This is a genomic window from Streptomyces sp. NPDC048664, from assembly GCF_040650555.1.
Classification (GTDB): Bacteria; Actinomycetota; Actinomycetes; order Streptomycetales; family Streptomycetaceae; genus Streptomyces.
Genome location: NZ_JBEZHK010000019.1, coordinates 1 through 13,515, shown reverse-complemented (window position 1 = coordinate 13,515; position 13,515 = coordinate 1). Strand labels below are relative to the sequence as shown.

Genomic DNA, 13,515 nt, shown 5'->3' with positions numbered 1-13,515 from the left:
TACGTCGCTCCCTCGGGGCCGCGGGGCCCCGAGAAGTGGCGGGCGGCGTGCGGGTCCGGGTCAGGTACCGGCCTTGGCGCGGGGTGGCGTCTTGCCCGTGCGGCGGGCCAGCAGGTGGAACGTGGCGAAGGTGAGCAGGGCGGCGATGGCGAGGGTCAGCGCGGTGCCGGTGAGCTGGAGCGGCCAGTAGTGGGAGAGGGGGTGGTAGTCGCGGTAGAAGCTGACGGCGTCGAGCTTCTCGTACGTGGCGCGGCACGGCTTCCACTCGCTGCTGCCGCAGAAGGGTTCGGGCAGTCGGGCGCCCTTGGAGGTGAGGACCCCCTCGTCGACGGTCATTCCCGAGCCCGCCGGGTTGCTGAGCGTCAAGCTGCTGACGCGGGTCACGCTGGGCCACAGGTGCGGCAGCGCCAGGTGCACGATCCCGAACACACCTCCCGTGGCGAGTACGGACGTGACCAGGGCCGGGAGGGAGCGCCGCCAGGCCAGGCCGGCCAGGGCGCCGGCGGCCAGGCCCGCGAGGGCCAGGGCGACGGTGAGGGGGCCTCCCGCGTAGAAGGTGGGCGGGTCGAACCACTTCTTGGCGGTGTCGACGCGGCCCTGGCCGGCGGACGAGGCGAGGTGCTGCAGGGCGACCAGCAGGCTGGTGCCGGTGGCGGTCAGGGCGGCCGGGACGGCGAGCCTCATGGCCAGCCAGCGGGCCGGAGGCACCGACTGCGCCCAGATCAGCTGCGCGGTGCCCGTCTCCAGCTCCCTGCTGGTCAGGGTGGCACCGGCCCAGGCTGCGATGAGGAAGGGGAGGGCGAGGACGGCGGTCGTCGCGTACTGGTAGACGTCCTTGTAGACGAGGATCGCGGGCTGGTCGTAGACGCAGGTCGGTGAAAAGTCGCAGGCGTCGTACTGGCTCCATGCCGTCGCGGCGGCATCGGTGAGCGGGCCCCACAGCCACAGGAGCAGGGCCGAGACGGCGATCACGAGCACGGCCCAGGCGCACAGCGCGGGACGGTGCAGGCGCAGCAGCCACCGGGTCTGGCGGGGGGCGGTGGGGGAACGCCGGGTGGCCGCGGGGGTCAGGGCGGCGGGGGCGGTCATGCGGTCGTCTCCTGGGGCCGGGCGGACGCGGATATGGGGTCGAGGGTCAGGGCGGGTGCCGTCGGGCTGCGCAGGTGGGCGAGAACCAGTGCCTCCAGGGACGGTTCCGAGCGCTGCCAGGTGCCGGCCAGGGGGCCGGCGGGGCGGACGAGGGCGGTGAGCTGACGGCCGGTGGTGCGGGACTCCACCACGGTGTGCGGGCCCAGGTCCTCGGCGGTGCCGGTGGTGTCGCGCGCGGGGCCCGTGATCAGGGTGTGGGCGGCGAGCAGGTCGTCGATGTCGCCGGCCAGGCGGACTCGGCCGTCGCCGACCAGCAGCAGGTGGTCGCAGCTGTCCTCCAGTTCGGCGATCACGTGGGAGGACATGACGATCGTGGTGCCGTGCTGGGCGGCCGTGGCCATGAGGGCGCCCATCAGTTCGTGGCGGGCCAGCGGGTCGAGGGCGGCCATGGGCTCGTCCAGCAGCAGCAGTTCGGGCCGCTTGCCCAGGGCGAGGGCGAGCGCCACCCGGGTGCGTTGGCCGCCGGAGAGCGAGCGGACCCGTGCCGTGAGGTCCAGGCCGTCGCCCGCCGCGACCCGCTGCGCGGTTGCCGCGTCCCAGCGGCCGGGGTTGAGGTCGGCGCCCATGCGGAGCGTCTCGGCGACGGTGAGCTGCGGATACAACGGCTTGTCCTGGGCGACGAACGCCGTGCGGGGCAACGCGTGAGCCGGGTGTTCGCCGAGTACCGTGACCGAGCCCTCGCTGGGGGCCACGAGGCCCGCCGCCAGAGCGAGCAGGGTCGACTTGCCGGCGCCGTTGGGGCCCACGAGCGCGCAGACGCGTCCGGCCGGCAGTCGGAACGTGCACTCCCGCAGAGCCCAGCTCCCGTACCGCGAGAACGACTTGCCCAGTCCCCTCGCCTCGATGGCGGTGTTCGTCATTGCTGTTCCTTTTCCGTGGGCTCGAAGTGCTCGTCCAGTACGAGGGTGAAGAGCGCCGCGACGTCGTCGCGCTCGAGGCCGGCCTCCCGGGCGCGCGTGGCCCACTCGGCCAGCTCGCCTCTGAGCGGGGAGTCGCCCGGCGCGGCGCCGAGTGTCCTGCGTACGAAGGTGCCGAGCCCCCGGCGGGCCTCGACCAGCCCCTCCCGTTCCAGCTCCCGGTACGCCTTGAGCACCGTGTTCGGGTTGACCGCCGTGGCCTCCACGACCTCCCGGGCGGCGGGAAGCTTGTCGCCCGGCTCCAGCAGGCCCAGCCGCAGCGCCTGCTTGGTCTGCTGGACGATCTGCATGTAGGTGGCGACCCCGCTGCGCCGGTCGATCCGGTATTCGACCATCCCGGCAAACTTCCTTTCACTATTTGAGTAGTGAATAGTTGATCAGGAGGAGCCCGACTGTCAAACAGGTGGTCTCCGCGGCGGCCCCGCGCCTCCGGCCGCCGCGACGGTCGCGTGTGATTCCGGCTACGCCCAAGAGTGGGCATTCCGGCACGAAGAGCCACCAACTCCACCCTGGCGTGAACCCGTTCGGAACTAGTGTCCCGAGAACTGTTATCCGGACCGGCCTCGCGCGTCTCCCAAGCGTCGGACACCACCGTCCGACGTCAAGGACAGGGAAGTCTTCATATGAGCACACAGCACGTGGCGGATTCCGCGGCGCTGGTCACCGCTGCCCGCGACGGCGACCAGGCGGCGCAGGACGCTCTGGTCAGCGCGTACCTGCCGCTGGTGTACAACGTCGTGGGCCGGGCCTTGAACGGTTCGGTGGACGTGGACGACGTCGTGCAGGACGCCATGCTGCGGGCCCTGAACGGGCTCAGCGGTCTGCGTGAGCCGGAGAGCTTCCGTCCCTGGCTGGTGGCGATCGCCATGAACCGGGTCCGGGCGTACTGGCAGGACCGGCAGTCGGCCCCGGGCCCCGTGGAGGACGCGAGCGAGTTCGCCGACCCCGGGGCCGACTTCGTGGATCTGACCATGATGCGGCTCCAGCTGTCCGGCCAGCGCCAGGAGACCGCGCGTGCGACGCGCTGGCTTGAGCCCGACGACCGGAGCCTGCTCTCGCTGTGGTGGCTGGAGTGCGCCGGCGAGCTGACCCGCGCCGAGGTGGCGCAGGCTCTGGAGCTGACCCCGCAGCACACCGCGGTGCGGGTGCAGCGGATGAAGACGCAGCTCGACGCCGCGCGTGTCGTCGTACGCGCCCTGGAGGCGCAGCCGGTGTGCGAGGACCTGCGGTCCCAGCTGGCCGGCTGGGACGGGCGGCCCTCCGCGCTGTGGCGCAAGCGAATAGCCCGGCACGCCCGGGAGTGCGTCCGCTGCGCGGGCCAGTGGAACGGGCTGATGCCGGCCGAGGGGCTGCTCGCCGGGCTGGCGCTGCTCCCCGTACCGGCCGCGCTGCTGTCGGGCCTGCGCCCGACCCTCGGCGACTCCGCCCCGGCGAGCGCCACCACCGTCCTGCCGTCGGTGGGCGGCAGGACCGCCAGGCACCGCTCCGCGGCGGAGCCGGGAACCTCGCGGACCGCGGCGCGCAGACAGCGCCGCAACCGGCAGCGGGCACTGGGCGGCGCCGTCGCGGCGGCCTGCCTGCTCGGGACCGGGGTCTGGTACGTCTCCACGGAGTCCGGCACCCAGGACACCAGCGCCGAGACCACGCCCACCACACCGTTGGCGCAGACCGAGGCGACGACGCCCGGATCGGCCTCCCCGTCCCCCTCACCGTCCGCTTCGGCGTCCGCGTCGCCGTCCCCCTCCGCCTCCCCGTCGAAGAGCCCGAGCCCTTCCAGGAAGCCCAGCAGCTCCCCCGCACCGGCCCGTCCCACCCAGCGCCGCACCGTCGCCCCCGCCGCGCCGCCGGCGCCCGGCGGGACCGTCGAGCAGATCATCGCGCTGGTCAACAAGGAGCGTGCGACCGCCGGTTGCGGACCGGTCACCGCCAACTCCCAGCTGCGCGACGCCGCCCAGAAGCACTCCGACGACATGGCGGCGCGCAACTTCTTCGAACACACCAACCCCGACGGCGCCGACCCCGGGGACCGCATCACCGCGGCCGGGTACCGCTGGTCGACGTACGGCGAGAACATCGCCAGGGGCCAGCAGACCCCGGCGTCGGTGATGGACTCCTGGATGCACAGCCCCGGCCATCGCGCCAACATCCTCAACTGCTCGTTCAAAGAACTGGGCGTGGGCGTCCACAACGGCGGCGGCGGCCCCTGGTGGACCCAGGACTTCGGCGCCCGGCTCTAGAGGCCCTCTCGGAATGCCCGCTCGGGCGCGGCCCCGGCGGCCCGGCATCGTGGTTCACCGGGCCCGTCGTTCGTCCGCGGCGCCGTCGTGGCCGGTCTCGCGGTTTTCCCCGCGCCCCTTCGGGGCGCGGGGCGGCGTGGGGTCTCAGGCCCGTCAGGCGGATGCCCGGAGTTCCTCTTCCTCTTCCTTGCGCGCGTCGGCGGCCAGCCGGGCGCCCTCCCGCGCGACCTGCTCGGCCCGTTCGGGGCCGTAGACCAGTTTGTTCAGCACGGCCGGGACCGCGATGCTCGGCAGGAGATGCTCGAAGAGGGAAGCGACACGTTCCGCCAGGTCCCGCCTGCCCGACAGGGTCTGGGAGTAGACCTGCACACCGGTCCAGGCCGCGGACATGATCCAGGCCGACTCACCCGGCTCCACATGCGGAAGCAGTTCGCCCTGCTCCTTGGCTTCCCTCAGGACCTGCTCCGTGGTCTCGATCCACCCGGTGATCCCGCGGGTTCCGAACAGCTCCCCCATCTCCTGCCCCAAGGACAGCCGCGCCGAGGCGCTGACCAGCGGGTCGTGGCACATGCGGTGGGCGAGGGCGAGCCCCATGTCGACCAGCTCCTGCAGCTTGCTCGCCCTGGGGGACAGCCGGACGTCGGCGAACTGCTCGCTCAGGACGCCCTCGGCGAGAGCCTGCTTGGAGGGGAAGTGGAAGTAGAGGGCTCCCTTGGTCACTCCGGCCCGGGCCAGGACCTCGCCGATCGTGGCTGCCTCGTACCCTCGCTCGTCGAACACCGAGGCCGCCGCGTCGAGAATCGCTCGTCTGGTGCGAATCGCACGTTCCTGCCGCACCACGGGCCCTCCAGGGGTCGTTCCTTGCACAAAGCACAAGCCTGTCTGCTATCACCTTGAACCAAACCAGGTAGTCCGTATTTTCACAAGGGGCGGCATCCGGCCGCCCACCTCGTGTGCTCGAAGGAGAGCCCCATGTCGCGCCGCGTACTCATCACCGGGTCGAGCGGGTTCATCGGCGGCCAGGTGACCGCCCGGGCCCTCGCCGAACCGACGGTGGACATCCGGTTGGTACGGCATCGCTCGACCCCGCCGGTCACCGTGTCGGACGCCGGGCGCGCGAGGGTGGAGATCGCGCGCGCGGATATGTCCGACCCGGCCACCGTCGAGGGGCTGTGCCGAGGCGTCGACGCGGTCGTGCACTGCGCCTCGCTCATCGAGGGGGACGAGGAGGAGCTCCGCAGGACCAACGACCTCGGCACGGCAGCGCTGGTGGCGGAGGCGGCCCGGAGCGGCGTGCGCCGGTTCGTGTACGTCAGCACGGCCGCCGTCCACGGCCGCGGCCCCTTCGACCGGGCCGAGCCCGGCGCGCCGCCCGTACGCCCGGCGTCCGCCACGAGCCGCAGCAGGGCCGCCGCCGAACGGCACGTGCTGGCCGCCTCCGGCACGGTGCTGCGGCCTCACCTGGTCTACGGCGCCGGAGACCGGTGGGTCGTACCCGGCCTCGTCCACCTGATCCGGCGGCTCGGCGGGATCGTCGACTGCCCGTCGGTGCACTCGGCCGTGGAGGTGGGAGCCCTCGCGCGGGCGGCGTGGGCGGCGGCCCTGTTCGAGGGGGACCTGGCCGGCGCCCACCATGTGAGCCATCCCGACCCCCTGCCGGTATCAGCGCTCATGGAGCTGATACGGGAGGAGACGGGTGGGGCGGCCGGCCCGGCCCTGACTCTGGAGCGGGCACGGGAGCTGGTCGCCGACGAGCCCCTGCTCCGCCATCACCTGGAGATGCTGGCGGTGGACCACTGGTTCGACAGCGACCCGATCTGGGAACTGCCGGACCTGGACCCCGGGCCGGCGCCCCTGGACGGGTTGCGGCAGGTCATGCCGTACTACCGGAGTCTGCTCGGCTGAGCCGCCGTCCCGGGTCCGGCTCCGCGGCCGACGGGCCCAGGAGCACGGGCAGTTCGCGGTGGCCGTTGGAGATGAACGACTCCAGTGGACGCAGTTCACCGGGGGGCACGGCCAAGGACATCTCGGGGAACCGGGCGAACAGGGCGCTGAGCGCGATCTCGGCCTCCATCCGGGCCAGGGGCGCGCCCACGCAGTAGTGCGCGCCGTGGCCGAAGGCGAGGTGGTCGCGGCGGGTGGTGCGGGTGACGTCGAACATGTCGGCGTCAGCGCCGTGGACCGACGGGTGCCTTCCGGCCGCGGCGAAGGAGATGACCACGGGGTCGCCCTGGGGGATGACGGTGTCCCCCACCCGCACGTCCTGGACGGCGTACCGCAGGATGCCGTTCGCGCCGGGGCTCTCCACCCTGAGGGATTCCTCGATCGCGTCGGCCCAGGTGGCCCTGCCCGAGCGCACCAGCTCCAGTTGGTCGGGATGCGCCAGCAGGAGGGCCACCGTGTTGTCCAGGAGGTTGACCGTGGTCTCGTAGCCCGCGGTGAGCAGGAGGATCAGGTTGTCGATCAGCTCCTTGTCGCTGAGCCGGGTCTCGTCCGCGGCGCCCGCCTCGACCAGGGCGCTGGTCAGATCCTGTCCCGGCAGGCGGCGCTTGTAGGCGACCAGTTCCCCCATGGTCCGGTAGAGCGCCTCGTGACCTCGCCGTGCGTCCTCGATGGTCATGCCCGTCTCGAAGAAGCCGTTGATGATCTGCCGCAGCGGCTCGCTGAACGCCGCGGGCACACCGAACAGTTCCACGACCACTTGGCGGGGCAGTTCCTGCGCGAACCCGCGCCGCAGATCCACCGGCCGGCTCGGGTCCTGGCGTGCCAGATCGTCGAGCAGCGCCGCGGTGGCCTCCTCGATCCGAGGACGGAGCTGGGCGATACGGCGGGCGGTGAAGGCCGACACGACCAGTCTGCGCAGGCGTTTGTGCTCGTCCCCGTAGGCGGTGACCATGTTCTGGACGGAGACCCAGATGGCCAGCGGCCAGGTCTCGGCTATCTCCCCGTTGATCCAGGCGGGCCAGTGGCGGTAGGCGTCCTTGGAGATCCGCGGGTCGGTGAGCAGGTTCCGGACGACCGCCGGGTCGCTCACGGCCCAGGCTCCGATCCCTCCGGGCAGTTCCACCGGCGTCACGGGTCCGCGCCGCGTCAACCGCGCGGCCTCACCGTGGATGTCGCTGCCGAAAGGGTCGATCGCGTACGGGCACTGCGCGTGGGACATCGGTGTCTCCCCGGTCGCCGAGTTCATGGGACTGCTGCTGCAACAGGGTCCGGCACCGGCCGGTCCCCCCGCGCCGCCCAGTGCGGGGCTTCACCACTGGACGGGCTCCACCCCCGGAACCAAACCGGTGGCCCGGTTTACAGTAGCCTCATCGAGAGCCCGGGGGGAGACCTCGCGCGGGAGGGGCACGAGCGCACCGGCGTACGAGAGGGGCACCGGAGCCGCGGTATGGCGGCGTCAAAAGGCGGCGCCTCCAAGGAATGTGCGCCGCCGGCTCATTCCCGGGCCGGCGCGTATGCGAAAAGGGCGCGTTGGCATCTGTACGGATGCGATCCGCGGCCGCACACCGCTTGACCGGGGTTGAAAAGAAAACCGCTAGGTTCGTATGTTGTAATGCCCGAACGGCCTTCCCGGTGTTATTCCGACGGCGAGACGGAGATCACATGGCAGTCCTGACGTTCCATGAGAATGACCGCTCCATACCCGGGGAGCCGTGCGGGCCCTCCGTGGGTGACGTCGCCGAACTGCCCCGACTGACGACGACGGTCCCCCGGGAATACGTCCACCGGTCCAGCCTCGCGGAGGTCTTCCTCACCGGCTGTACGAAACTCGACGACACCCACTTCGCGTTGAGCGGCCAGTGGCCGAGGGCGCACACCTTCTTCACCAGCGCCGACGGCGTCCGGCACGATCCGATGCAGGCCGCCGAGACCATCCGCCAGACGGGGCTCTACCTCGCCCACGCCGAACTCGGCGTTCCCCTCGGGCATCAGTTCCTCATGTGGGACCTGCATGTCACGGCGTACGCCGAGCGGTTGGCCATCGGGGCCGAACCGAGCGATCTCGACCTGACGGCCGTCTGCACCTCGATGAAGTGGAAGGGCAAGCGGCTGTCGGAGTTCTCCATGGAGATCAGCGTGGAGCGTGACGGCGTTGCCTGCGCCGTCGGGGGCGGCCGGTTCACCTGTATCGCTCCCGCCACCTACCAGCGCCTTCGCGCCGGTGCCGGCGCACGTGCCGGTTCGGGCCCGGGGCGCGGTCACGGCGCAGGACGTACGCACCCCCCGGCCGCCCCCGAAGCGTCCGTCTTCGGCAGGACACTCCCCTTCGACGTGGTGCTCTCCCCCTCGGACCGACCGGGCCGCTGGCTTCTCGACCCCGACCCGCGCCATCCCATCCTCTTCGACCACAGCGGCGATCACATGCCCGGCATGGTCCTGCTCGAAGCGGCCCGCCAGGCCGCCTGCGGCCTGCTGCACCCCGAGCCCCTGACACCGTCGGACATCCAGGCCGAGTTCTTCCGCTACGCCGAGTTCGGCGCGCCCTGCTGGATCGAGGCCGGCGAACTGCCCGAGGACGGCGACGGCAGCCGGCGTGTGCTGGTCACCGGGCGGCAGGAGGGCGAGACCGTATTCACCGCCCGGATCGCCGGTCCGGTCGACCCGAGCCGCGCGTCCGCGCCCTGAACCCGGGTTCCTGTGCGGGAATCTGCTCCCCGGACCGGAGGAATGCCATCGCCTTCCGTTCGCAGGAAAGCCCCGGGCGGCGGCAGTTCACCGCATTTCCTTTGGCCAAGGCTTTATGACGTGATGTCGGGTGCGCGCGGCGGTTCCGTTCCACGGGGTTCCTCGCGGCGTACGCCGTCACCGGGCGCCCCCAGCCTGGCGGTCAGACGCTTCTTGGCCTCGGGCCACTCGTCGGCGAGGATCGAGAAGTACACCGTGTCCCGCCACGAGCCGTCGGGGCGCCGGCGATGGCGCCGCAACACGCCTTCCCGGTGTGCTCCCAGGCGCGCGATCGCCTCCTGGGAGCGGTGGTTGAGATGGTCCGTCTTCAACTGCACGCGCCCCATGCCGAGATCCTCGAAGGCGTGAGTGAGCAGGAGCAGCTTCGACTCCGTGTTCACGGCGGTGCGCCAGTACGCGCGCCCGTACCAGGTCCAGCCGATCTCCAGCCGTTCGTCGGCCACGTCGAGATCCATGTACGTCGTCCAGCCGATGGCCCGGTCGGAGGCGCGGTGGACGACCGCGAAGGGCACCACCTCACCCAGCGCCGCGGCGTCCAGCACCACGGCCAGCTTGGCCCCCAGTTCCTCCCGGGTCCTCGGCGCCGGCCCGTCCTGCCATCGCCACACCTCTTCGTCGCCGCCTCCCGCGGCGAAGAGTTCATCGAGATGTCGCACCGCCAACGGCTCGAGGCGTACCCGGTGACCGATGAGCGTGATGGGCTGTGGAGGCTGAGCGGGCATGGACCGGAGAGTATCCGGCGGCGTCACCTCGCGCCAGGAAACGTCATCGCCCGCCCTGGTGCACCTGCCCCACGGCCGTCGGCCCGCCCGCCGGCTCCGACAGCACACAGGTACTCACAGGGGCTCGTCCCTGTACATCGCACCCTCTCAATGCTGTCATGCACGCGACAGCTCTTCTTTCGTTGTGTCCCCCAGCACGTGCGAGGAGAACGCTCATGACCCCCAGATCCCTCTGCCTGCGCATACCGGTCGCCGCGGCCGCCGGACTGGCGTTGACCGGCCTGCTCGCGGGCCCGGCGTCAGCCGCCGGCACCAGCCTCACCTTCGCCTGTCAGGCCAAGCCGCCGATCGGCTCCGCGCAGACCTTCAGCCTGGCCGCCGGAGTCGACGCCACGGCACCGGCCACCGTCGCCTCCGGTAGCGCGTTCACCGTCTCACTGGCGACCCAGCCGATGACGGTGCCCGGCTCTGTGAGCGGCTTCACCGTCAAGTCGATCAAGAACATCGTCCTCAAGGCCCCGGTCCCGGCGGGCGCGACACTGAACGGCGTCAGCCTCTCCGGTGGTTCCGGGACCGGCGCGGGAACTCCCGGCGTGACGGTCAGTGGCGGGCAGATGGTCATGACGGTGCCCGGCCCGATCAGCGGCGGCGCCACCTTCACGCTCCCGGCACTGAACCTCGCCCTGACCGCGGGGCCGTCCGGCGGCACCGTCCGGACGCAGCTCTCGGGCACCGACTACAACAACCCTGGCCTCACCTTCACCGCCACCGTTCCGATCCTCTTCACCAACGTCAGCGTCCCGACCTCCTGCTACCCCTCGCCCAACCCGGTCCTCAGCACCACGACCGTCAGCTGACGACCACTCCGGCCGGCCTGGACGGCGGGCGGACCCGGCCTCCCCGCGGCACCGCGCGTGCCGTGGGGAGGCCGGGATCCATGGCACGGCATACCGGTCCCCACCTCGGTCGAGACGGAACTCGCGAGGAACGGCCGGCCACCTACCGCGCCGAGCGCGACCAGCCGTGCGCACGCGGCCTCGGGTGCGGCCAGGCGCTCTTCAGCCACGAGCCCCGTGCCGACCCGCACATCGAGATGCACCCGGTTCTTGACGGCCCTGCCCTCGGGAACGCGCTGAAAATGCGGTCCCGGGCCCACACCTGAGGGACAGATGTGGCGAACCCCTCGGGTGATGGGGATCTGCTTGATCGGCGCCATCGGCCCATCATCGAAGCGGGGACGCGCGCCGCCTCGTCGGGCGCCTCGGCCGGTTCACGCGGCCGGGCTCGCCGTCAAGCTCACGGGCGTGCGGAGGGTTCGGCGGACGGCGTCGCGGAGCCAGCGGTGGGCTCGGTCAGCCGCGTGGCGGGGGTGCCAGGCCATGCCGACGGTGACGGGCGGCAGCGCCAAGGGGATGTCCAGGAGGCGCAGCCCGAGGGCGATGGCGTCGTGGGCAAGGGGTGAGGGGGCGGCGCCGGGAAGCGCGGCAGGTACGAGGCAGACGGTGTCGCTGCGGGCGGCGAGGGTCATGGCGGCCAGGTGGCTGGGGAGCACGATGCCGACCCGTCGACGGAGGTTCCGCTCGGCCAGCGCGGTGTCGAGGGGGCCAGTGAACCGGCCTCGTCGACTGACGGCGACGTGGGAGGCGGCGGCGAGCCGGGCCGGGGTCAGGGGGCCTTCGGTCAGCGGATGACCGGCTCGCACGGCCGCCACCATACGAAGGCTGACCAGTTCCTCGACCCTGGTCTCGGGGTCCGCATGGTCGATGGACCCGACCTCCAGGTCGATCCGGCCGTCGCGCAGGGCGGGGCCGGCCTCCAACTCCTCGGCACGGAGCCGGAACGAGACCCCCGGCGCCTCCCGCTCGGCCAGGCTCAGCAGTCCGGGCGCCAGCGCCGAGCCGACCAGGTCGGCGGTCTGGAGGGTGAAGGTCCCGCGCAGGGCGGCGGGGTCGATGCCGGTGTCGGGGCTGAGCAGGGCTCCGAGGCGCTGCACCACGGCCGCGGCTTCCTCCCGCAGCGCCTGGGCACGCGGGGTGGGGACCATGCTCTGCCCGGCCCGGACCAGCAGCGGATCCTGCAGGGTGCGGCGCAGGCGGGCGAGCGTGCGACTCATGGCGGCGGGCGAGGTGTGCAGGCGGGCGGCGGCCCGGGTGACGCTGTTCTCGGCCAGCAGGGCGTCCAACGCGATGGCGAGGTTGGCGTCGAGGGCCGAATCCGGGCTGTTCACCAGCATCATTCCATTTCAGTCAATGATTCCGTGCCGAAGTTCCCATTGTGGCAACATGGTTGCCCTTCGCAGGATGGGGGGTGTTCCGACCAGCACGACCTGCGAGGTTTTCATGATCGTCATCACCGCTCCCACCGGGAACATCGGTCGCCATCTGCTCACCCGGCTCCTCGAGTCCGCCCCCGCCGCCGGCGAGGAACTACGTGTGATCGTGCGCGACCCCTCCCGGCTGCCGACGGCGGCACGCGAACGCGTCGAGGTGATCGCCGGTTCGCACGGGGACGCCGAGGTCGTCGACCGGGCCTTCGACGGCGCGGACGCCGTCTTCTGGCTCGCTCCCCCGGACGCCTCCCTGACCCCGTACGACGCCTACAGCGGCTTCAGCGGACCTGCCGTGAAGGCGCTCGCCGCCCATGGCGTCGGCCATGTCGTCGGCGTCTCCGCGCTCGGCCGCGGCACCCCGCTCGCCGACCGGGCCGGCCTCGTCACCGCCTCCCTCGCCCTGGACGACCTCATCGCCGGCAGCGGTGTCGCCTACCGGGCCCTGGCCAACCCGTCCTTCTTCGAGAACCTCCTGGAGGAGTCCGAGTCGATCCGCGAGAGGGGCGTCTTCACGGACACGGTCGGCGCCGACCGCAAGGCTCCGCTGGTCGCCACCGCCGACATCGCAGCCGTGGCCGCCGACCTCCTGCTGAACCGCTCGTGGACCGGAACCGGCAGCGTCCCGGTCCTCGGACCCCAGGACCTGTCCCCCAACGACCTGGCCCGCATCATGACCGGGCAGTTCGGCCGCCCCGTCCGCTACGAACGTCAGAGGCTCGACGAACTCCACACCGCCCTCGTCGGCTTCGGCCTCGACCAGGCGTTCGTCCAGGGCATCGTCGACATGAAGCGGGCCAAGGACCAAGGCCTGGACGCCGGCGTCGCCCGCACCCCGGCCACCTCCTCCCCCACCGGCTTCGAGCAGTGGTGCGCCCAGACGCTCAAGCCCGCCGTCCTCTCCTGAAGCCCACCATCCGCCGGACCCCAGAGCGACGACCCGGCGCTCAGGACCACCTGTCACCTCACCTCGGAGGCACCCTGATGCCCACGGAAACGACCGAACCACCGGTCACGGCCTTCATGCTCGTCAAGACCACACCCGAGTGGCTCGCGCTGACCGTGCAGCAGCGCGTCGACGCCTTCACCACCCGGGTCCTGCCCGCGATCGAGGCGAAGACCACCGGCGTCCGGGCGCGCTTCTACGACACCGAGTTCTACTCCGCGCGCGTCACCGACGTCTGGGTGTGGGAAGCCGAAAGCCACCACGCCTACCAGCTCCTCATCGACGCACTGCGCGAAACCTCCTTCTGGGACCGCTACTTCGAGGTCATCGACCTCCTCGTCGGCACCGAGAACGGCTACGCCCGCACCTACGGCCTCGAACCGGTCGCCACCATCACCACCTGACCCCCCGCCCGCCCAGCTCGACGGGTCCTGCCCCGTTATGTTTTCCGCGGTCCTGCAAGAGGACCGCTGGCCTCCGGGCCCGGTATGACTTTTGCCCCCTGTCGATGGCATGACCTGGGGGGTGG

Annotated in this window: 13 protein-coding genes and 1 pseudogene; 6 read left to right on the top strand and 8 right to left on the bottom strand. The window is 71.7% G+C overall.

Annotation, left to right across the window (positions count from 1 at the left end; genetic code table 11):
• Positions 1-60: 60 nt before the first annotated feature.
• Genes AB0C59_RS20930 through AB0C59_RS20920 form a run of 3 tightly spaced genes read right to left on the bottom strand, consistent with a single transcriptional unit; the run spans position 61 to position 2,401 of the window.
• Positions 61-1,089 (bottom strand): ABC transporter permease, encoded by a 1,029-nt coding sequence (locus AB0C59_RS20930; RefSeq protein ID WP_363006658.1) that lies wholly within the window; start codon positions 1,087-1,089, stop codon positions 61-63.
• A complete protein-coding gene (locus AB0C59_RS20925; RefSeq protein WP_363006656.1) occupies positions 1,086-2,009 on the bottom strand; it encodes an ABC transporter ATP-binding protein in 924 nt (307 codons plus the stop codon). The genes AB0C59_RS20930 and AB0C59_RS20925 overlap by 4 nt, the downstream gene beginning before the upstream one ends.
• Complete coding sequence (locus tag AB0C59_RS20920; RefSeq protein WP_363006654.1) at positions 2,006-2,401, bottom strand: GntR family transcriptional regulator; 396 nt, start codon at positions 2,399-2,401, stop codon at positions 2,006-2,008. The genes AB0C59_RS20925 and AB0C59_RS20920 overlap by 4 nt, the downstream gene beginning before the upstream one ends.
• 288 nt (positions 2,402-2,689) lie before the next feature.
• Here AB0C59_RS20920 and AB0C59_RS20915 point away from each other — a divergent pair, with 288 nt between their 5' ends.
• Positions 2,690-4,303 carry a sigma-70 family RNA polymerase sigma factor gene (locus AB0C59_RS20915; protein WP_363006652.1) on the top strand — a complete coding sequence of 538 codons (1,614 nt, stop codon included), beginning with the start codon at positions 2,690-2,692 and terminating at the stop codon, positions 4,301-4,303.
• Between the two features lie 153 nt (positions 4,304-4,456).
• Here the strand turns inward: AB0C59_RS20915 and AB0C59_RS20910 are convergent, their stop codons facing one another.
• Complete coding sequence (locus AB0C59_RS20910; protein WP_363006650.1) at positions 4,457-5,140, bottom strand: ScbR family autoregulator-binding transcription factor; 684 nt, start codon at positions 5,138-5,140, stop codon at positions 4,457-4,459.
• A 135-nt stretch (positions 5,141-5,275) separates the two neighbouring features.
• On the opposite strand from AB0C59_RS20910, the gene AB0C59_RS20905 reads away from it, so the two are divergent.
• Entirely contained in the window at positions 5,276-6,208 is a 933-nt protein-coding gene (locus tag AB0C59_RS20905; protein WP_363006648.1) for an NAD-dependent epimerase/dehydratase family protein, read from the top strand.
• Here the strand turns inward: AB0C59_RS20905 and AB0C59_RS20900 are convergent.
• On the bottom strand, positions 6,177-7,466 hold the full coding sequence (locus AB0C59_RS20900; protein ID WP_363006646.1) for a cytochrome P450: 1,290 nt from the start codon (positions 7,464-7,466) through the stop codon (positions 6,177-6,179). The two genes, AB0C59_RS20905 and AB0C59_RS20900, sit on opposite strands and share 32 nt — an antisense overlap.
• A gap of 443 nt (positions 7,467-7,909) precedes the next feature.
• Between AB0C59_RS20900 and AB0C59_RS20895 the strand changes: the two genes are divergently transcribed.
• Positions 7,910-8,932 carry a ScbA/BarX family gamma-butyrolactone biosynthesis protein gene (locus AB0C59_RS20895; protein ID WP_363006644.1) on the top strand — a complete coding sequence of 341 codons (1,023 nt, stop codon included), beginning with the start codon at positions 7,910-7,912 and terminating at the stop codon, positions 8,930-8,932.
• Between the two features lie 113 nt (positions 8,933-9,045).
• On the opposite strand, the gene AB0C59_RS20890 is transcribed toward AB0C59_RS20895, so the two are convergent.
• Positions 9,046-9,714, bottom strand: a complete 669-nt coding sequence (locus AB0C59_RS20890; protein ID WP_363006642.1) for a GNAT family protein — start codon at positions 9,712-9,714, stop codon at positions 9,046-9,048.
• 215 nt (positions 9,715-9,929) lie between these two features.
• Between AB0C59_RS20890 and AB0C59_RS20885 the strand changes: the two genes are divergently transcribed.
• On the top strand, positions 9,930-10,571 hold the full coding sequence (locus AB0C59_RS20885) for a cyclase (protein WP_363006640.1): 642 nt from the start codon (positions 9,930-9,932) through the stop codon (positions 10,569-10,571).
• A 143-nt stretch (positions 10,572-10,714) separates the two neighbouring features.
• Here AB0C59_RS20885 and AB0C59_RS20880 read toward each other — a convergent pair.
• Both AB0C59_RS20880 and AB0C59_RS20875 read right to left on the bottom strand, forming a co-directional pair.
• A pseudogene (locus AB0C59_RS20880) lies at positions 10,715-10,879 on the bottom strand (VOC family protein); the annotation flags it as partial.
• 105 nt (positions 10,880-10,984) lie between these two features.
• Positions 10,985-11,950 (bottom strand): LysR family transcriptional regulator, encoded by a 966-nt coding sequence (locus tag AB0C59_RS20875; RefSeq protein ID WP_363006638.1) that lies wholly within the window; start codon positions 11,948-11,950, stop codon positions 10,985-10,987.
• Between the two features lie 103 nt (positions 11,951-12,053).
• Here AB0C59_RS20875 and AB0C59_RS20870 point away from each other — a divergent pair, with 103 nt between their 5' ends.
• Together AB0C59_RS20870 and AB0C59_RS20865 are read left to right on the top strand one after the other, a co-directional pair.
• On the top strand, positions 12,054-12,947 hold the full coding sequence (locus AB0C59_RS20870) for an NAD(P)H-binding protein (protein ID WP_363006636.1): 894 nt from the start codon (positions 12,054-12,056) through the stop codon (positions 12,945-12,947).
• A 77-nt stretch (positions 12,948-13,024) separates the two neighbouring features.
• Positions 13,025-13,390 carry a darcynin family protein gene (locus AB0C59_RS20865; protein WP_363006635.1) on the top strand — a complete coding sequence of 122 codons (366 nt, stop codon included), beginning with the start codon at positions 13,025-13,027 and terminating at the stop codon, positions 13,388-13,390.
• The last annotated feature ends 125 nt before the right edge of the window (positions 13,391-13,515 follow it).